The sequence below is a fragment of the Streptomonospora halophila genome (genome assembly GCF_039542725.1).
Classification (GTDB): Bacteria; Actinomycetota; Actinomycetes; order Streptosporangiales; family Streptosporangiaceae; genus Streptomonospora; species Streptomonospora halophila.
In genome coordinates this window covers 40,967-58,471 of the sequence record NZ_BAABIK010000003.1, presented here as the reverse complement: position 1 = coordinate 58,471, position 17,505 = coordinate 40,967, and the positions used below count along the sequence as shown (strand labels likewise).

Sequence of the window (17,505 nt, the reverse complement as noted above, 5' to 3'; positions counted from 1 at the left end):
TCGGCCTCCGCCGGCGTCACCCCACCGGCGGCCCGACCCACCTGTAGCGGCGCTCCGGGCGGCCTGCGGTTCCGTAGCGCAGACGCACTTCGGCGCTGCCCGCCTGCACGAAGTACTCCAGGTAGCGGCGTGCGCTGACACGCGAGAGCCCGGTCAGCCCGGCGCACTCCGAGGCCGACGCTTCGCCGGCGCGGCGCAGTTCGCCCTCGACGAGGCGCGCGGACTCCGGTGTCAGGCCCTTCGGCATCGCCGGGCCCGACGCGCCGGCGCCCGACGGCGCGGCTGCGGCCCCGCCGAACACGCGGTCGACGTCGTCCTGCCCCGGCACGCCCGGGCCCTCCAGCGCGCGGCGGGCCTCCTGGTACCGCGTCAGCCGCTCCCGCAGCGCGGCGGCGTCGAAGGGCTTGATGATGTAGTGGACCGCGCCGCCGTGGAGCGCCTGGCGGACGGTCGCGGCCTCGCGCGCGGCGGTGATCATCAGCGCGTCCACCTGCGGCGACCCGCCGCCGCGCAGCCTGCGCAGCACGTCGATACCGCTGATGTCGGGCAGGTAGATGTCCAGCAGCAGCAGGTCCGGGCGCAGCTCCTCGGCCAGCCGCAGCGCCTCCGCTCCCGTGCGCGCCTCGCCCACCACGGTGAACCCCGGCACCCGCTCCACGAGCCGCCGGTTGACCTTCGCGACCATGAAGTCGTCGTCCACGACGAGCACACGGATCACCGCGCGTCCTCCTCTGCGCCGCCGGCTCCGGTTCCGGCCGCGCCGTCCGCGTCATCGGCAGCCGGGGCATCGCGGCAGGGCAGCCAGGCGGTGAACTCCGACCCGGCGACCTCCACACCGCCTCCGCGGCGGCTGCACACCAGGCGGGTGAGCGCCAGGCCCACGCCCCGGGCGCCCGCCCCGGACTCCTTGGTGCTGAACCCGCTGCGGAACACCTCTTCGGCCAGCTCCGGGGGCACGCCGCGGCCGGAGTCGCGCACCCGCACGCGCACCGCGTCCTGGGCCCCGGCCACCTCGACCTCGACCCAGCCTTCCTCGCCCTCGCCGCGGACGGCCTCCAGCGCGTTGTCCACCAGGTTGCCGACCACGGTCACCAGGTCGGCCGACAGCCGCTCGTCCTGCTCGCCCAGCTCGGTCCGCTCGGAGACGCGCAGCTCGCCGCCCTGCTCGGCGGCCAGGCTCGCCTTCGCGATGAGCAGCGCCGACACCGAGGGGTCGGCGACCCGCGAGGTGACGTCGGCCGCCAACTGGGCGCGGGCGCCGCCGACACTGGCCACGTACCGCTCCACCTCGTCGTACTCCTCCAGGCTCAGCAGCCCGCTGATGACGTGCAGCCGGTTGCTGAACTCGTGCGCCTGCGCGCGCAGCGCCTCGGTCGTGGTGCGGGTGATGTTCAGCTCGTGCCGCAGCGCGACCAGGTCGGTGCGGTCGCGCATGGTGGTCACCGACCCGATGCGCCGACCGCGCGTCTTCAGCGGCGTCCAGTTCAGGGTCACCAGGCGGTCGTTCATCACGGTCACCCGGTCGGGCTCGGGGACCTGGTCGGTCAGCACCTCGACGAGCTGCGGGTCCACGCCCAGCTCGGTGAGCCGGCGCCCCTCCGGCTCCGCGGGCAGCCCGAGCAGCTCCGCGGCGGTGTCGTTGACCAGGGTCACCCGGTTGTCGCTGTCCAGGCCGAGCACGCCCTCCTTGATGCCGTGCAGCATGGCCTCGCGGTGCTCGGCCAGGCCGGCGATCTCGGCGGGCTCCAGGCCCAGGGTCTGGCGCTTGATCCGGCGGGAGAGCAGCAGCGACCCGGCGACGCCGAGGACGCAGGCGATGCCCAGGTACACGAGCAGGGTCGGGGCGGCCTCGGCCATGAGCTCCACCGGCCCCGGGTAGTCGCGGACGCCGGCGACGACGCCGATCACGCGGCCGCTGTCGTCGATCACCGGAACGTGCGCGGTCAGCACCCGCCGCTCGCCGAGCGTCACGACGCCGACCCACGCGCGCCCGGCGAGGACCGGGCTGTCCCCCCGCGGCAGCTCCTGCCCGATCAGCCGCGGGTCGGCCGAGGCCAGCGTGCGCATGTCCGTCCCGGCGATGATCAGGTCGTCGATGTCGGCGAGGCCGCGCAGCCCTTCGGCGGCCGGCTGCAGGATGCCCTCGTCGGAGGAGTCGCTCAGCCCACTGCGGATGGCGTCGGTCGCGGCGGCCGTCTCGGCGACCGACAGGATGCGCTCGCCCTCGACCTCGCGGAAGCGGGCGTCGGCCTGCGCCATCGACACCCCGGCCACGGCGACGAGCACGGCCACCACGATCGCCAGCTGCAGGCCCAGGAAGCGGCCCGCGAGCGTGAGCCTGATCCGCACCTCTCCTCCCCGCCGTCACGACACACACCGGACCGGCCGGGGGCCGTTGGACGGCGCGCCCACCCGATCCGCCTCATCCTCGCACGTCGGCGACCTGCCGGCGCGTGACCAATACGACCGAAACGTCCATTACCACCACTGCTCGCACAACGGCCAGAACGGTTCTGCGAGCCCGGCCGCCCCTGCTTTCATGTGCCTCCCCTCACATCCGCCTGTTCGGCGGATCACCCTTCCCCGACACGATTCAGGAGGCACCATGTTCCGCACGTTGGCCGCACGCCTGGCCGCCCCGGTGTCCGTCTGCGCCTCGCTGGCGCTGGTGGCCACCGGCTGCGGCTCCGGCGGCTCCGACGGAGGCGGCGACGGCGCGTGGGCGCCGGAGAAGCCCATCGAGATGGTCGCGCCCGCCGCGACCGGAGGCGGCTGGGACACCCTCGCCCGCACCAGCTCCCGTGTGCTGGAGCAGAACAACCTCGTCGACCAGCCGATCCAGGTGGTGAACAAGCCCGGCGGCGGCGGTGCCGTCGGCTGGGCCTACGTCGCCGGCGCCCCCGAGCCGACGCGGCTGTTCGTCACCAGCCCGCCCATCACCCTGGTGCCCCTCACCAGCCAGTCCTCCCAGGACCACGACGACTTCACCCCGATCAGCCGGCTGATGACCGAGTACATGGTCTTCGCGGTGCCCGCCGACTCCCCGCTGAAGTCGATGGGCGACCTCGTGGACAAGCTCAAGGACGACCCGTCCTCGCTCAGCGTCGCCGGCGGCTCCGCACCCGGCAGCATGGACCACGTCGCCTTCGCCGGCGCCATGAACAAGGCCGGGATCGACCCCCGCAAGCTCAAGTACGTCCCCTACGACGGCGGCGGCGAGGCCCTCACCCAGGCGATCGGCGGGCACGTCGACGCGGCCGTCACCGGGGTCTCCGAGGCCGCCGGCCTGGTGGAGTCCGGTGACCTGAGGGCGCTGGCCGTCTCGGCGCCGGAGCGCACCGAGACGCTGCCGGATGTGCCGACCCTGCGCGACGAGGGCGTCGACTACACCTACGACGTCTGGCGGGGCGTGATGGGCCCCGGCGACATGACCGACGCGCAGGTCGCCTACTACGAGAAGGCGTTCAAGCGGATGGTCGAGCAGGAGGACTGGAAGAGCGAGGCGAAGAAGCTCGGCTGGGAGACCTCCTACATGGACAGCCAGGAGTTCGGCTCGTTCCTGGACAAGTCGAGCAAGGACGCCGAGAACCTGCTCGGCGAGATCGGGCTGCGGAAGGAGCAGGGCTGACATGACGCCGTTCGGCTTCTCCAACCGGGCGGCGGCCCTCGTGGTCGGCCTGTTCGCGGTCGGCTACCTGGTGCTGGCGTTCCGGATGCCGGAGTTCACCGCGGTCGAGGTGCCCGTTCAGCCGTCGACGCTGCCGCGCTGGCTCGGCGTCGTGCTGCTGCTGCTCGCCGGGCTGCTGTTCTTCCAGCGCGGAGAGCCCGGCGAGGACGGCGAGCAGGTGCCCGCGGCGGGCCCCTCCGGCACCGGAAGCGCCGAGGGCGCACAAGGGCGAACGGACGCCGCGGAGAGCGCCGCGGGCACGCCGGCCGGGACCGCGGGCGCCGCGGTCCCGGCGGGCGCCGCCCTCGGGCGGATCCCCGATGCGCGGCTGGAGCTGGCGGCCTTCGCCGCCTCCATCGCCGCCTACATCCTGCTGTTCGAACCCCTCGGGTTCCTGATCAGCAGCGCGGTGTACGTCTTCGGCGCCTCCTGGTACCTCGGGTACCGCCGCCACTGGGCCAACGCCCTGGTCAGCGTGGGTGTACCGGCGTCGCTGTACTTCACCATGTCCGAATTCCTCGACGTCGCGCTGCCCACCGGGCCGCTGCCGTTCTGACCCCGCGGAGCCACCCTCATGGAAACGCTCGACCAAATCGGTTACGGGTTCGCGGTCGCGCTGGCGCCGGAGAACCTGCTGTTCGTCTTCATCGGCGTGCTCACCGGAACGATCATCGGGATGCTGCCCGGTCTCGGGCCGATGAGCGCGATCGCGCTGATGATCCCCATCGCCTTCGGCATGGACCCCACCACGGCCATCATCATGCTGGCCGGGGTCTACTACGGCGCCGTCTTCGGCGGCTCGACGTCCTCGATCCTGCTGAACGCACCGGGCATCTCGGGGACGGTGGCCACCGCCTTCGACGGCTATCCGATGGCGCGCCAGGGCAAGGCCGGCAAGGCGCTGGCCATCGCCGCGATCGCGTCGTTCACCGGCGGCACCGTCGGCGTCGTGCTGCTGATGCTCATCGCCCCGTGGCTGGCGAAGTTCGCGGTCAGCTTCGGCCCGGCCGACTACTTCTCGCTGATGGTCCTCGGCCTGACCGCGGTGGTCTCCCTGGGCGGCAAGAACCTCACCAAGGGGCTGATCGCGGCCGTGGTGGGGGTGATCATCTCGCTCGTCGGCATCGACTCCCAGACCGCGACCATGCGCTTCACCTTCGGCGTGCCGGAGCTGTTCGAGGGCGTGCAGTTCCTCATCGTCGCGCTGGGCGTGTTCGCACTGGCCGAGGTGTTCGCGATGCTGGCCCGCCGCGGCACCGGCGGCGGTGACGGCACCATCACCTCGCTGCGGCTGAACCGCCGCGAGATCGGAACCCTGGCACCGCCGACGGCCCGCGGCTCGCTGCTGGGGTTCTTCGTCGGCGTGCTGCCCGGCGCGGGCGCGACGATCGCCTCGTTCATGGCCTACTCGACCGAGAAGCGCATCGCCCGCGACGGCGCGACGTTCGGCAGCGGCAACATCAAGGGGGTCGCGGCTCCGGAGTCGGCGAACAACGCGGCGGCGGTTGGCTCGTTCGTCCCGCTGCTCACGCTGGGCGTTCCGGGCTCGGGCACCACGGCGATCCTGCTCGGCGCACTGCTGGTCCTGGGCGTGCAGCCCGGGCCGCTCATGCTCTCCGACCACCCCGACGTGTTCTGGGGCGTGGTCGCGAGCATGTACGTCGGCAATCTCGTGCTGCTCGTGCTGAACCTGCCGCTGATCCCCCTGTTCGCGAAGGTGCTCAAGACCCCGCGGGCGGTTCTGCTGCCCCTGGTCGTCGTGTTCTGCGTCATCGGCGTGTACGGTCTGAGCTTCACCGTCTTCGACCTCTGGCTGCTGCTCGGGTTCGGGGTGCTGGGCTATGTGATGCGGCAGAACGGGTTCCCCGCGGCGCCGCTGATCCTCGGCCTCATCCTCGGCGGCCTGATGGAGAAGTCGATGCGCCAGGCGCTGCAGATCTCCGACGGCGCCTGGTCCACGTTCGTCACCAGCCCGTTCTCGGCGGGGCTGCTCGTGCTCGCGGTGCTGGCGCTGGCGGGGCCGCTGCTGGCGCGGCTGCGGCGCGGTCCGTCGGCGTCCTCGGGCGCGGCACCGCCGGAGGAGGGCTCCGGCGGTGAGGACGACGGATCACAGGACGGAACCGGCGGCGGGGCCGGGGGCGCCCGACGCTCCGCCGCGCCCGCCGGCGACGGGCACGAGGCCGCCGAGGGGAGGTAGCAGCGACGATGCGGGCCGAAGCCGGGAACCGCCGCGCGCGGGGCACCCGCGCACGGTGGCGGCTCCGGCTCGCCGCGTCCGCGGCGGCGGCGCTGCTGGGAGCGGCCGGGTGCGCCCCGGTCGCCCCCATGTCCGAGGTGCGCATCATGGTGCCCAACCCGCCCGGCAGCGGCTACGACATGACGGCCCGGACGGTCGCCGCCACCCTCAAGGACACCGGCCTGGCCGCGGAGGTCGACGTGTTCAACCTCCCCGGCGCCGCCGGCACGGCGGGCATGGCCCGGCTGATGTACGAGGCGGGCAACGACCGGCTGCTGCTGCAGATGGGTCTGGGGCTCGTCGCCCGCACGCACCTGCAGGACACGCACCGCATCACCGCCGCCGTGCCCCTGGCGCGGATGGTGCAGGAGCCAACGGTGCTGCTGGTGCCCGCCGACTCCCCGTACCGGACTCTGGACGACCTGGTCGACGACTGGCGTGACCCGGATGTACCCGTCCGGCTCGGCGGCGGCTCCAGCCCCGGCGGACCCGACCACCTGGCGCTGATGCTGCTGGCCGAGCGGCTGGGCATCCCCGCCGCCAACACCGACTACATCTGGCACGACGGCGGCGGCGAGATGCTGTCGGCGCTGGTCGAGCAGCGGGTCGACGTGGCGGCGTCCGGTGCCGGCGAGTACCGCCACGCCGTCGAGGCGGGCGAGCTGCGCGTGCTGGCGGTGACCGGCCCCGACCCGCTCCCCGGCATCGACGCGCCGACGCTGCGGGAGCTCGGCATCGACCTGGAGTTCCTCAACTGGCGCGGACTGCTCGCGCCGCCCGGCATCAGCGCGTCGCGCCGCGAGGAGCTGATCGACGGGCTGGAGGAGCTGCGCACCACCCCGGAGTGGCGCGAGGCGCTGAAGGACAACCACTGGCGCGACGCCTATCTCGCCGGCGACGACTTCGGCGCCTTCCTCGCCGCCGAGGACGACCGCGTCGGCGGCCTCCTCGCCCGCCTCGACAAGTCCTGACCGCCCGGCCCGGCGTCCCGCGACGGCGAGAAGCCCGCGCTACAGCTCGGCGGAGCGGGCGGCGCTGAGGAAGGCGTCCCACTCGGCTGCGGGGAAGGCGAGGTATCCGGCTTCGGGATGCTTCGAGTCGCGCAGCGCCGCACCGGCGGGGAGGTCGGCCACTTCGACGCAGTTCACCCTGTCGCTGCTGTAGCTGGACTTCCGGAAGGACGGGGCTATGGGAGCGACTTCGACGCAATCGCCGTTGACGCCGCTGTAGCTGCTCTTCCGGAAGGATGGCGGGATGGGGGCTACCTCGACACAGTTCTGGCTGGCACCGCTGTAGCTGCTCTTGCGAAAGGACAAGTCCACGGGGGCGACCTCCACGCAGTTGCCGTTGACGCCGCTGTAGCTACTGGTTCGCCAGACCAACTGGTTGGACACTGCTCTCACTCTTCCAGCTCGTCGAGGACGCCGCGCATAAATGTGACGGACTGCGCGGGTGTTAGAGAGCACGCTTGGGCACTCCCGAACATATCGTTACACGTCCGGATTTGCTGTTCTTCCTCCAGGTACAGGCTACTCACGGGAGTCTCCAGGTAGGCGATGCTGGAGTCTCGGGCGTCGGGGAAGTCCATAGTTACGAAGCTGCCTTCGGTGGCAGGGTGGGCGCCAGCCCCGAACGGCAGCACATAGATGTCGACGTTGTGGCGTATGGCCAGGTGCGTCAGATGCTCCAACTGTCCGCGCATCACCGCAGAGGAACCTACGAGTCGTCGTAGCGCTCCTTCATCGACGATTGCTGAATAGGACGGGGGATCGACGCGGTTGAGTACTTCCTGGCGCTTCATCCGTGCCGCGACACGCTGGGCGACCTCAGTATCGTCCCTGACCTTATTGGCGCGAAAGATCGCGTCGGCGTACTCGGGAGTCTGCAGCATGCCGGGTATCACCTGAGCCTGGTACGTGCGGAACGCACACGCTTCCGCCTCGAAGTCGGCCAGCATCTCGGGGACAAGGTCTTTGTACTGCGACCACCAGCCCCGTTCACCTGCCAGACGGGAGAGCTCGTGCAACGACGCGCGTAGCTGCGTGTCCTCCACCTTGTACAGGTCCAGCAGCTTGTCCAGCGTCTTCGCGGGTACATGCTTCGACTCTGCCTGCTCGATCTTGCTCAGGTTCGACTTTCCGGTGCCAGCCTCTTTTGCCGCCTCAACGAGCGTGAGCTGTGCTTCGGCGCGCAACCGCCTGAGTTCGGCGGAGAGGCGGCGCCGCCGGATGCTGGGGCTATAGGGAGCAGGCATGCGGAGAGTCTAGGAGAGACCGAAAGAAAAACATAGTGGATTCCACTCGGAACACTTGACCGAAGTGGAATCCACTGCAACCGTGGATGTGCTTCAAGTCACTGCGAGATCACCGCATGTGCTCAGTGGCTACTCCGCTAGCCGCCCTCTGCCTTGCCCGAAAAGCGGACCACACACCCGGCGTGATCACGCCGCCGCCTCCACCCAACCCACGCCTCAAGGAGTCGCCATGTCCTCCTCTCATGCTGCCCTCAGTCAGCTACCGCCCGTAACCGTCCCGCTCGCTCTCCTCATCCCACGGCAGAAGCAGCACTACTTCGACACCATCGGCCCCCGCACGCCCTACCGGTCCCGCGCCTTCACGTTCTGGGGCGATGCGGCCCTGTTCCCCCTGGTCCACGCCTTCCTCAACGGATGCGCGGGCGACCGGGGCCCGGACTACCGCTACGTCTTCGATCTCCTGGGCACCGAACTCGCGGGCAACGCCGTCCGGCACACGCGCTCCGGCGAGCCCGGCGGCACCTTCACGCTGCGCGTGGACCGCTCGGCCGCGGGGCTGACGCTCACCTGCCGTGACGGCGGCCTGCCCGACACGCATCTGCGGGACCGCCGCGACCGCGCCCGCCTCCAGCCCGATCCCGCCGGGCTGCACGCCGACGCCACCGCCGGACGCGGGCTCGCCCTCGTGGACGCGCTGGCGACCGCCTGGGGCGACAACGGCGTACGCGCCTACCGCCACGTGTGGTTCCACCTGGCCTACGACCTCGCGGGCTCCGCCTGGGCCGCCGCCTGAACGAAGACGCGACAGGCCGGCGACCGCCGCGGCTCCCGCCGACCCGCCCACTCCTGTCCTGCCCACTGCCGCCCGACCTCACTGCCGCCCGAGGACAAGCGGCCCGGAAGGTGCACCACCACCTCCCGGGCCCTGATCCCACAACCCGTTTCAATGCGAAAGGAACGGAATCAATGCCTGACATTACCCTCGCTCCCGCCCGCACCGCCGCCCTCGTCCACAGGCGCACCGGCACCCCCGCACCGGGCCGGGCGCGTCCCCCCGCACCCGCCCCGGTGCCGCCCCCGCGCGAGCCCGCCGACACCGCGGACGCCCCACCCGCCCGGCGACCCTGCACCGACTGCGCCCATCCCTTGTGCCGCACCCGCCGCGCCGGTCGCCAGGACCGCATGTACGGACGGACTCCGGAGTTCGCGCCCGAGCACCGCACCGCGGCCGCCGTCCAGGCCCGATGCCGCGGCGCCGTCGTCTGGTTCGGTGAAGCCACCCGGTCCTAGTGGGCCGCCACCCCCGCCGGCCTCGTCGAGGCCCCCGACGCCGACACGCTCGTACTCGCCCTTCGGGCCGAAACCGCACGGCCCCGCCGCTGAAATCGCGAACGCGCGTGCCCTGCACGATGAAGGAAGCCGCGGACAGGCCGACCGCGACTCGGCCCGCCCGGGAAGGTCCGCTGCGCAGCCGGGACCGCTTACTCCGCCGCCAGGAGGTCGTGGAAGTGGGCGAGCATGCGCTCGCGGTCGGGGGGTGTGCCGGTGAAGAGCTGGAAGGCGTCGGCCGCCTGGAAGACGGCCATGGCTCCGCCGTCCAGGGTGGCGCAACCCTGGGACCGGGCGTCGCGCAGCAGTTCGGTGCGCAGCGGGCGGTAGACGACGTCGGCGACCCAGAGCGGCGGGCGCAGCAGCTCCCGCGGGACGGGGGTGCCCGGGTGGTGGGCCATGCCCACCGGGGTGGCGTGCACCAGACCGTCGGCTCCGGCGAGCAGGCGCTCGGGGTCGTCGGCGCCGGCGGGCTCGCAGCGGGCGCCGCGGAACCGGCGGCCGACGCGCTCGGCCAGCTCGGCCGCCCGCCCGGTGTCCAGGTCGGCGACGACCAGGGTGCGCACCCCCGATTCCAGCAGCGCGTGCGCGACGGCCGCACCCGCGCCGCCCGCGCCCAGCAGGACCACCCGCTCGCGCGGCGCGTGCGGCAGGCCGCGCTCCAGCGAGCGCGCGAAGCCCGACCCGTCGGTGTTGTGCCCGATGGCCGAGCCGCCGTCGAAGACCACCGTGTTGACGGCCCCGATGGCGGCGGCGTCGGAGGTGAGCCCGTCCAGCACGGGCAGCACCAGCTGCTTGCACGGATGGGTGATGTTCAGCCCGTTGAAACCGAGCCGCCGCGCCGCCGGCACCAGGTCGGCCACCGACTCCGGCGGCAGGTCCAGCTCGGCGATGTCGATGGTGCGGTAGATCAGGCGCCGTCCCGTCGCGGCCGCCTCACGCTCGTGCAGGGACGGCGTCAGCGACGGGCCGACACCCGCCCCGACGAGCCCCACGAGGTAGGACGGCGCCGTGCCGCGGGGCCCGGCTCCGGCCGCGCCCCTCGCCTGGTCCTCGCCCACCGCCCGCAGCGCCGCGTCGTCGCCGATCGCGCCGGTCACCTGGCCTGCTCCGCCCGGTGGGCGGCCATGCGCACGGCGGTGTTGGCGGCGCCGTAACCGCGGTAGCCGCCGGTGCGCTGCACGACCTCGAAGAACAGCCGGTTGTCCAGCATCGGTGTGTAGAAGTGGAAGAACTCGCCTCCGTCGGCCGAGCGGTCGTAGAGGACCCCGTTCGCGCGCATCCGCTCGCGCACCGCGGGCGCGAGGTCGGTGCGGGCCGCGAGGTCGTCGTAGTAGTTGTCGGGGATCGGCAGCGGTGCGACGCCGCCGGCGCGCATCGCCTCGGCCGCCGCGAACACGTCGTCGCAGGCGAAGGCGGCGTGCTGGGCTCCGCCGGCCGCGTCCCAGCGGGCACCCCGGCCCAGCACCGACACGTTGAGCGCGATGCGCAGCCCGCCGTCGTCGCCGGCCAGCGCCCGGCTGCGCACCAGCCCGTCGGGCGCCGCCACCTCCAGGCTCTCGTCGGGAGTCAGGCCCAGCACCGAGCGGTAGAACAGCGCGGCCTCGTCGAAGTGGTCGAAGGGCTGGAACAGCCCCACGTGGTCGATCGCCGACAGCGGCGCGCCGTCGCCGCCGGCGTGCCGGTCGCGCACCGCCTCGGCGCCGAAGTCGGCGAGCCACTCCCGGCCCTCCCGGCTGCCGGGGCAGAAGAACACGGCGGTGCCGTCGGGAGCCGCGACCGCGTTCATCCGCGACTCGGCCGGGTCGCGCCGGCGCGGCAGGGTCGGCGCGAGCAGGCGCTCGGCCCGCTCGGCCGCGCGCTCGGGTTCGGCGACCTCGACGCCGAGGGCGGTGACGGCGGCGTCGCCGTCCCAGGTGTGGCCCAGGCGCGGGTCGGTGGAGCTGAGCAGCAGGCGGACGCCGCCGCTACTCCACAACTGGACGGGCTTGGACCGGTGGTCGCGGGTGTGGGAGAACCCGAGGGCGGCGAGCACCGCGCGCACGCGCTCGGCGCCGCCCCCCTCCTGCGCGGCGACCTCGACGAAGGCGTAGCCGGCGTCGTCGGGCGGGTCGGGCAGGCGGGTGAGGGAAGCCCGGGGCCGTGCGCCGTCGGCCCCGGGCTCCCCGCCGACGCGCTCGGCCGCCCGCTCGCGGGCGAGCGCGTCCTCCAGCACCGACAGCGAGCGCATCGCGTCGGCGGCGGTGCGGTGGGGATCGGCCGCGCGGAAGACGTCGTTGAACACCTCCAGCGACAGCGGCCCGGTGTACCCGGCCGCGAGCACGTGCCGGGTGAAACCGGTCAGGTCGAAGGCGCCCTGGCCGGGGAAGCACCGGTAGTGCCGGCTCCACTGCAGCAGGTCCATGGCCATGTAGGGGGCGTCGGCCAGCTGCAGGAAGAAGATCTTGTCGCCGGGGATGGCGCGGATTCCGGCGGGGTCTCCGCCTTTGGAGAGGATGTGGAAGCTGTCCAGGCACACCCCCAGCGACGGGTGGTCGGCCTCGGCCACCAGGCGCCAGGAGTGCTCGTAGGTGTCGACGCGGCGGCCCCAGGCCAGCGCCTCGTAGGCGATGCGCACGCCGTAGGGCGCGGCGGCCTCGGCGAGGCGGCGCAGCTGGGCCGCCGCGCGCGCGTCGTCGCCGAGGGCCGCCGGCGCGGCGTTGGAGCAGACGAGCAGCGTGTCCGCGCCGAGTTCCAGCATCAGCTCGAACTTGGCCTCGGCCCGGCGCAGGTTCCGTTCGAGCCCGGCGTCGTCGACTCCCTCGAAGTCGCGGAACGGCTGGTAGAGGTCGATCCCCAAGCCGAGCTCGGCTGCCGCCGCGCGGACCTCGCGCGGGGGCAGGGGGGAGGCGACGAGGTCGTTCTCGAAGACCTCGACCCCGTCGAACCCCGCTGCCGCGGCCGCCCGCAGCTTCTCCTCCAGGGTGCCGCTGAGCGATACGGTGGCGATACTGCGCCGCATGTCGGTTGCTCTCCGCTCCGTCGTCCTTCGGCGTGGCCGTGCGCCGGTTACCGTGCCTCTTGGAAGGCCTGGTAGAGCTCCAGCGAGTCGCCGTCGAGGTTCTTCTGGAAGTAGTCCCTGGCCTTGGAGCGGAACGCCTCGACGTCGACGTCGTCGACGATCTCGATCGTCCCGTTGGCCTTCCACTCCTTGACGATCTCGGCCTCGGCCTTCTCGATGCACTCGCGGTTCCGGGCGCGCGTCTCGCTGACCGCCTTCTGCAAAGCCTCCTGCTGCTCGGCGGAGAGCTTCTGCCACGTCTTGCCGGAGACGACGATCATCTGCGAGCCGATCTGGTGGCTCGTGAGGCTGATGTGCGACTGGACCTCGTCGAAGCTGTCGCTGTGGATGGTGGGAATGGGGTTCTCCTGGCCGTCGGCGGTGCCCTGCTGCAGGGCCAGGTAGACCTCCTCGAACGCGACGGTGGTCGCCTCCGCGCCCAGGGCCTTGGCGTTCTCCAGGTAGATCGGGGAGTCGGGGAACCGCATCCGCAGGCCGTCGAGGTCGGCGGGCTTGCGGATGGGCTTGTTCGCGGTGAAGTGCCGGTCGCCGAAGTACCAGACGTCCAGGATCTTGGCGCCGGTGGCCTTCTCGAAGTCCTTCTTGATCGTCTCCGAGGCGTCGGAGTCGAAGAAGTCGAACAGGTGGTCGGCGTCGTCGAAGGCGTAGGCGGCGTCGAACACGCCGATCGGCTCGTAGGTCGAGCCGAGCGCCGCCGAGCCCTGCACGTCCATGTCGATGTCGCCGGACATCACCGAGGCGAAGGTCTCGGTGTTGTCGCCGAGCTGGCTGTCGGGGAAGGTGTCGACGGTCATGCCCACGTCGGCCTTCTCGACCTTCTCGGCGACGACGTCGATGCCGCAGCGGGTGTGCGGGTGGTCCTGGGAGTAGCTGTTGGCGAAGGAGAGGGTGAGTCCGTCGTCGGCGGACTCGCCACCGCCGCCGCAGCCGGCGAGAGTCAGGGCGGCTACGGGCAGGACGGCCGCCCAGCGAAGGGTGGTGCGCATCGAACGCCTCCTAAGGGGGTCCGGGGGATGGCGCCGCGTCCGGCGGCGCAGGGGTGTGCGGTACGTAGTAGGGCGTTTCTCGTCCGGACGGGTCGGGTCCGGGTCGGGGGCGGAGGGGCTACAGGCCCAGGTATCCGGGCAGGAAGAGCACCAGGTCCGGGGCGGCGGTGAGCAGGGCGAGGACCGCGATGAGCGGGAGGAGGAACGGGGCGGTGCCCCGGAACACCTCCTGCATCGGGGTGCGGGTCGCCGAGCCGAGGACGAACAGCACTCCCCCGATGGGCGGGGTGAGCAGGCCGATCATCAGGTTCACGATGGTGATGACGCCGAAGTGCACCGGGTCCACGCCGAACTGCATCGCCACGGGCAGGAGCACCGGCACGGTGATCACCAGCGCGGCGACGGGCTCCAGGACCGTGCCGATGAGGATCAGCGCGACGTTGACCAGCAGCAGGAAGACGACCGTGCTGTCGGTGAACCCGAGCAGGAACGACGCCAGGGCCTGGGGGACCTGCTCGCGGGCGAGGATCCAGCCGAGCAGGCCGGAGGCCGCCAGGATGATCGCGATGGACGCCGCGGTCGTGGCGGTCTCCACCGCGATCCGCCACAGCGCCCCGGGGTTCAGCTCCCGGTAGCAGAACCCGAGGAGGAACACGTAGGCGGCGCCGACGGCGGCGGCCTCGGTGGGGGTGAACAGGCCGCTGAGGATGCCGCCGAGCAGCAGCACCGGCGCGCCCAGCGGGCCGATCACGCGCAGCACGGCGCCGCGCACCTCGCCGGGCTCGGGGCGGCGCCCGGCCAGGTGGGGCTGGCGGCGCCCCCAGAGGAAGACCGCGACCGCGAGTCCCGCCGCGATCAGCAGCGCCGGGACGACGGCGGCGGCGAACAGGGCGGCGGTGGAGACGGCCGCCACCGAGGCGTAGACGATGGCCGGGATGCTCGGCGGCATCACCGGTCCGATCAGGCTCGACGCCGCCGACAGTCCGAGGGAGAAGCGGCGGGAGTAGCCGCGGCTCGTCATCGCGGGCACGGTCATCTTGCCCACCCCGGCGACGTCGGCCAGCGCGCTGCCGCTCATCCAGGAGAAGCCGACGCTGACGCCGATGTTGACGTAGCCCAGCCCCGCGCGGACCCGGCCGAAGAGCACCTGGGCGAAGGCGAAGATGCGGTCGGCGATGCCCGTGTGGTTGGCGGTCACCCCGACGAGGATGAACAGCGGCACGGCCAGCAGCGGGAAGCTGTCGATCTCCTCCGCGGCCGTGCGCAGGCTCAGCCCGGTGGACTGGTCGGTCAGCGCCATGTAGGCGATGCAGGGGCCGAGGATGGCGAATGCGATGGGTACCCGCAGTACGAGCAGGAGCAGGATTCCGCAGACGACCAGCGTCGCGCTCATCGGTCGGCCTCCCCGGCGTCGGTGCCGGCGTCGGCGGGCAGCGGCTCGGCCGGGGGCGGGCCCGGCAGGAACGCGTTGGCGGCGGCGCGCAGCGCGGCCAGCGCCAGCCCGACCAGCGGGATCGCGTAGACGAAGGCCATGGGGATACCGAGAGCGGGGGTCGTCATCGGCGAGCCGCCGAAGACCAGCTCGGCGGCCTCGGCGGTGAACGCCGCGCATACGGCCGCCACCACCAGGTTGGCCGCGACCCACACCCCGCGGCGGACCCATGCCGACGGCGCGAAGTCGACCAGCTTCAGGGTGATGTGCTCGTCGCGGCCGATCAGGTAGCCCGCGAGCGAGAACGCCAGCCACACCAGGCCCAGGCGGGCCAGCTCGCCGGTCCACACCCATCCGGTCACCGGCAGGTGCCGCTGGAGGGCCTGGGTCAGCATCAGGACGAGGATCAGGGCCAGGAGCGCTACTCCCGCGGTCAGTTCCGCGGCCTCCAGCCACCGCACCGCCGCCGGGCGGGACCGCGGCGGCGGCCCCTCGCCGGCTGCTTCGGGGGTGTCGGACATCCGGGGCTCCACTCGACGAGGACAACGACAGTGCTGCTCAGGCCGGTGAACGCCGGTCCGCAGCACGGATTGTGTGAACCCTAGATTTCCGCCGCATTGCATGACAAGCGATTGCCAAATGTTGTCATCTCACGTACAACGGACACATCATGACCACCCCCAAGCGCACGACCGTCTACGACGTCGCCCGCGAGGCCGGTGTCGCCGCCTCCACGGTCTCCCGCACCTTCGGCAACCCGCGCCGGGTCAACGCGGCCACCCGCCGGCACGTGCTGGCGGTCGCCGAGCGCCTCGGCTACCACCCCAACCCGCTGGCCACCGCCCTGCAGTCGGGCCGCACGGCGACCGTGGCGATGCTCGTGCCCGACATCGCCAACCCGCACTTCTTCGGCACCATCCGCGGTGCGGAGCGCCGTGCGACGGCCGCGGACATCACCTTCATCCTCGGGTTCACCGACGAGTCCGCCGACACCGAGCGCGACAAGATCGAGCGCCTGGCCCGATCGGTCGACGGCTTCGTGCTGGCGTCGAGCCGCATGCCCGACGCCACCACCGCCGACCTCGCCCGCGAGCACAACCTGGCCCTCATCGACCGCGAGGTCGACGGCCTGCCCGGCGTCGTCATAGACAACGCCTCGGGCAGCCGGCAGCTCGTGGACCACCTCGCCTCGCTGGGGCACCGCTCGCTCGTCTACCTGTCGGGCCCGCACGGGTCGTGGCTCGCGGGCGAACGCTGGCGGGCGCTGAGCGCGGGGGCCGAGGAGCGCGGGATAGCCGCGACGCGGCTGGGTCCGTTCCCACCGCAGGTCGCGGGCGGCGGAGCCGCCGCCGACGCGGCGCTGGTCTCGGGCGCGACGGCCGTCGTCGCCCACAACGACCTGCTGGCGATCGGGATACTGCGGCGGTTGGCCGAGCGGGGGGTGTCGGTGCCCGACCAGCTCAGCGTGGCGGGCTACGACGACATCTTCGGCGCCGACTTCTGCGTGCCCGCCCTGACCACGCTGGCCGGCCCGCAGGAGGAGGCCGGCCGCGCGGCTGTGGAGATCCTGCTGAACAAGGCCTCGGCCCGCGCCGCCGAGGACGGCCCCCGCCGCGTGGTACTGCCCTCCCACCTGGTCATCCGCGACTCCACCGGACCCGCCCCGGCGTGACCGCACCGCCGCGCCGGCGGTCGGGCCACCGCGCCGGCGGTCGCGCCCGCCGGCCTCGCTTCGCGGGCGTGCGCGGCGATGCCGGCGCGCGGACAGGCGCGCGGCCAAGCCGACCTGCGGCCAGGGGGCGCGGCGAAGCCTGCGTGCGGGCGGGACGGCGGGCGCACCCCATACCCTGCGCAGGCGAGAGTGCGGCAAGCCGACGCACGGGCGGGACGGTGCTCGGGCGGACAAGCGGGCGCGGACATGTCCTGCGCAGGCGGGGCGCGGCCAAGCCGGCGCGCGGGCGGGACGGCGGGCGCTGCGCGTCCGCGTACCCGCGTGCTGCGGTCCGGCTGTCCGCGGCGCCCGGGGAACGCGAGAGGGCTACCCTCGACGACGGAACGGCGAAGCCGGACCCGCGTTTCTCACGTGAGGGTAGAGTTGTGGCCAGGAGGTGCGTGGATGGGCGCCGAGCACATGCAGATCGGTCAGGTCGCCCAACGCACGGGCCTGTCGCTGCGAACCATTCGCTACTACGGCGAGGTCGGGCTGGTCGAACCCTCGGCCCGCTCACGCGGCGGGTTCCGGCTCTACACCGAGGCCGACCTCGACCGACTGCTGCTGATCAAGCGGATGAAACCGCTCGACTTCAGCCTGGAGGAGACCCGCGACCTGCTGGAGGTTCTGGACAGCCTCGCCGAACCCGGTCTGACCGAGGAACGGCGGGCGCACCTGGCCGCACGGCTGGACATGTTCGAGCAGGCCGCCGAAGAGCGCTGCCGCGCCCTGCGCGAGCAGTTGGCAATGGCCGAGGAGTTCGCCGAGCGGTTGAGCGACCAGCGGCGCGCGCACCTCGCACCGACCGGCGACAGGTGAGGAACGAGCA

General features: G+C 72.6%; 16 protein-coding genes. 7 read left to right on the top strand and 9 right to left on the bottom strand.

Annotation, left to right across the window (positions count from 1 at the left end; all coding sequences use genetic code 11):
• Positions 1 to 16: 16 nt before the first annotated feature.
• Together ABEA15_RS03805 and ABEA15_RS03800 are read right to left on the bottom strand one after the other, a co-directional pair.
• Positions 17 to 718 (bottom strand): response regulator, encoded by a 702-nt coding sequence (locus ABEA15_RS03805; RefSeq protein ID WP_344140914.1) that lies wholly within the window; start codon positions 716 to 718, stop codon positions 17 to 19.
• Entirely contained in the window at positions 715 to 2,349 is a 1,635-nt protein-coding gene (locus ABEA15_RS03800) for an ATP-binding protein (protein ID WP_345555505.1), read from the bottom strand. Before ABEA15_RS03800 ends, ABEA15_RS03805 begins: the two co-directional genes overlap by 4 nt.
• A gap of 256 nt (positions 2,350 to 2,605) precedes the next feature.
• Between ABEA15_RS03800 and ABEA15_RS03795 the strand changes: the two genes are divergently transcribed.
• The 4 genes from ABEA15_RS03795 (at position 2,606) to ABEA15_RS03780 (ending at position 6,874) form a co-directional block, all read left to right on the top strand.
• Entirely contained in the window at positions 2,606 to 3,628 is a 1,023-nt protein-coding gene (locus tag ABEA15_RS03795) for a Bug family tripartite tricarboxylate transporter substrate binding protein (protein ID WP_345555504.1), read from the top strand.
• 1 nt (position 3,629) lies between these two features.
• Positions 3,630 to 4,223: a tripartite tricarboxylate transporter TctB family protein gene (locus tag ABEA15_RS03790; RefSeq protein ID WP_345555503.1), complete on the top strand. Its 594-nt coding sequence runs from the start codon at positions 3,630 to 3,632 to the stop codon at positions 4,221 to 4,223.
• Positions 4,224 to 4,241: 18 nt separating this feature from the next.
• Positions 4,242 to 5,864 carry a tripartite tricarboxylate transporter permease gene (locus ABEA15_RS03785; RefSeq protein WP_345555502.1) on the top strand — a complete coding sequence of 541 codons (1,623 nt, stop codon included), beginning with the start codon at positions 4,242 to 4,244 and terminating at the stop codon, positions 5,862 to 5,864.
• A gap of 128 nt (positions 5,865 to 5,992) precedes the next feature.
• Positions 5,993 to 6,874, top strand: coding sequence for a tripartite tricarboxylate transporter substrate binding protein (locus ABEA15_RS03780; RefSeq protein ID WP_345555501.1), 882 nt, complete (start codon positions 5,993 to 5,995; stop codon positions 6,872 to 6,874).
• A gap of 39 nt (positions 6,875 to 6,913) precedes the next feature.
• On the opposite strand, the gene ABEA15_RS03775 is transcribed toward ABEA15_RS03780, so the two are convergent.
• Both ABEA15_RS03775 and ABEA15_RS03770 read right to left on the bottom strand, forming a co-directional pair.
• Positions 6,914 to 7,306 carry a DUF397 domain-containing protein gene (locus ABEA15_RS03775; protein WP_345555500.1) on the bottom strand — a complete coding sequence of 131 codons (393 nt, stop codon included), beginning with the start codon at positions 7,304 to 7,306 and terminating at the stop codon, positions 6,914 to 6,916.
• Positions 7,303 to 8,157, bottom strand: a complete 855-nt coding sequence (locus tag ABEA15_RS03770) for a helix-turn-helix domain-containing protein (protein ID WP_345555499.1) — start codon at positions 8,155 to 8,157, stop codon at positions 7,303 to 7,305. The genes ABEA15_RS03775 and ABEA15_RS03770 overlap by 4 nt, the downstream gene beginning before the upstream one ends.
• Before the next feature lie 229 nt (positions 8,158 to 8,386).
• On the opposite strand from ABEA15_RS03770, the gene ABEA15_RS03765 reads away from it, so the two are divergent.
• Positions 8,387 to 8,950 (top strand): ATP-binding protein, encoded by a 564-nt coding sequence (locus ABEA15_RS03765; RefSeq protein ID WP_345555498.1) that lies wholly within the window; start codon positions 8,387 to 8,389, stop codon positions 8,948 to 8,950.
• A gap of 688 nt (positions 8,951 to 9,638) precedes the next feature.
• On the opposite strand, the gene ABEA15_RS03760 is transcribed toward ABEA15_RS03765, so the two are convergent.
• The 5 genes from ABEA15_RS03760 to ABEA15_RS03740 form a co-directional block, all read right to left on the bottom strand.
• A complete protein-coding gene (locus tag ABEA15_RS03760; protein WP_425579353.1) occupies positions 9,639 to 10,586 on the bottom strand; it encodes a shikimate dehydrogenase in 948 nt (315 codons plus the stop codon).
• On the bottom strand, positions 10,583 to 12,487 hold the full coding sequence (locus tag ABEA15_RS03755) for a bifunctional sugar phosphate isomerase/epimerase/4-hydroxyphenylpyruvate dioxygenase family protein (RefSeq protein WP_345555497.1): 1,905 nt from the start codon (positions 12,485 to 12,487) through the stop codon (positions 10,583 to 10,585). The genes ABEA15_RS03760 and ABEA15_RS03755 overlap by 4 nt, the downstream gene beginning before the upstream one ends.
• A gap of 47 nt (positions 12,488 to 12,534) precedes the next feature.
• Entirely contained in the window at positions 12,535 to 13,533 is a 999-nt protein-coding gene (locus tag ABEA15_RS03750; RefSeq protein WP_344140930.1) for a DctP family TRAP transporter solute-binding subunit, read from the bottom strand.
• Between the two features lie 118 nt (positions 13,534 to 13,651).
• A complete protein-coding gene (locus ABEA15_RS03745; RefSeq protein ID WP_345555496.1) occupies positions 13,652 to 14,926 on the bottom strand; it encodes a TRAP transporter large permease in 1,275 nt (424 codons plus the stop codon).
• A complete protein-coding gene (locus ABEA15_RS03740; protein WP_345555495.1) occupies positions 14,923 to 15,486 on the bottom strand; it encodes a TRAP transporter small permease subunit in 564 nt (187 codons plus the stop codon). The genes ABEA15_RS03745 and ABEA15_RS03740 overlap by 4 nt, the downstream gene beginning before the upstream one ends.
• A 149-nt stretch (positions 15,487 to 15,635) precedes the next feature.
• Here ABEA15_RS03740 and ABEA15_RS03735 point away from each other — a divergent pair, with 149 nt between their 5' ends.
• Together ABEA15_RS03735 and ABEA15_RS03730 are read left to right on the top strand one after the other, a co-directional pair.
• Positions 15,636 to 16,637 carry a LacI family DNA-binding transcriptional regulator gene (locus ABEA15_RS03735; RefSeq protein WP_345555494.1) on the top strand — a complete coding sequence of 334 codons (1,002 nt, stop codon included), beginning with the start codon at positions 15,636 to 15,638 and terminating at the stop codon, positions 16,635 to 16,637.
• Positions 16,638 to 17,081: 444 nt separating this feature from the next.
• Positions 17,082 to 17,495, top strand: a complete 414-nt coding sequence (locus ABEA15_RS03730; protein ID WP_344140935.1) for a MerR family transcriptional regulator — start codon at positions 17,082 to 17,084, stop codon at positions 17,493 to 17,495.
• Positions 17,496 to 17,505: the final 10 nt, after the last annotated feature.

Bases quoted from the DNA above. Each gene is read 5' to 3' on its own strand.
- ABEA15_RS03790 (WP_345555503.1), top strand. From the start codon at position 3,630: ATGACGCCGTTCGGCTTCTCCAACCGGGCGGCGGCCCTCGTGGTCGGC.
- ABEA15_RS03765 (WP_345555498.1), top strand. From the start codon at position 8,387: ATGTCCTCCTCTCATGCTGCCCTCAGTCAGCTACCGCCCGTAACCGTC.
- ABEA15_RS03745 (WP_345555496.1), bottom strand. From the start codon at position 14,926: ATGAGCGCGACGCTGGTCGTCTGCGGAATCCTGCTCCTGCTCGTACTG.
- ABEA15_RS03795 (WP_345555504.1), top strand. From the start codon at position 2,606: ATGTTCCGCACGTTGGCCGCACGCCTGGCCGCCCCGGTGTCCGTCTGC.
- ABEA15_RS03780 (WP_345555501.1), top strand. From the start codon at position 5,993: ATGTCCGAGGTGCGCATCATGGTGCCCAACCCGCCCGGCAGCGGCTAC.
- ABEA15_RS03735 (WP_345555494.1), top strand. From the start codon at position 15,636: ATGACCACCCCCAAGCGCACGACCGTCTACGACGTCGCCCGCGAGGCC.
- ABEA15_RS03755 (WP_345555497.1), bottom strand. From the start codon at position 12,487: ATGCGGCGCAGTATCGCCACCGTATCGCTCAGCGGCACCCTGGAGGAG.
- ABEA15_RS03785 (WP_345555502.1), top strand. From the start codon at position 4,242: ATGGAAACGCTCGACCAAATCGGTTACGGGTTCGCGGTCGCGCTGGCG.
- ABEA15_RS03770 (WP_345555499.1), bottom strand. From the start codon at position 8,157: ATGCCTGCTCCCTATAGCCCCAGCATCCGGCGGCGCCGCCTCTCCGCC.
- ABEA15_RS03740 (WP_345555495.1), bottom strand. From the start codon at position 15,486: ATGTCCGACACCCCCGAAGCAGCCGGCGAGGGGCCGCCGCCGCGGTCC.
- ABEA15_RS03730 (WP_344140935.1), top strand. From the start codon at position 17,082: ATGGGCGCCGAGCACATGCAGATCGGTCAGGTCGCCCAACGCACGGGC.
- ABEA15_RS03750 (WP_344140930.1), bottom strand. From the start codon at position 13,533: ATGCGCACCACCCTTCGCTGGGCGGCCGTCCTGCCCGTAGCCGCCCTG.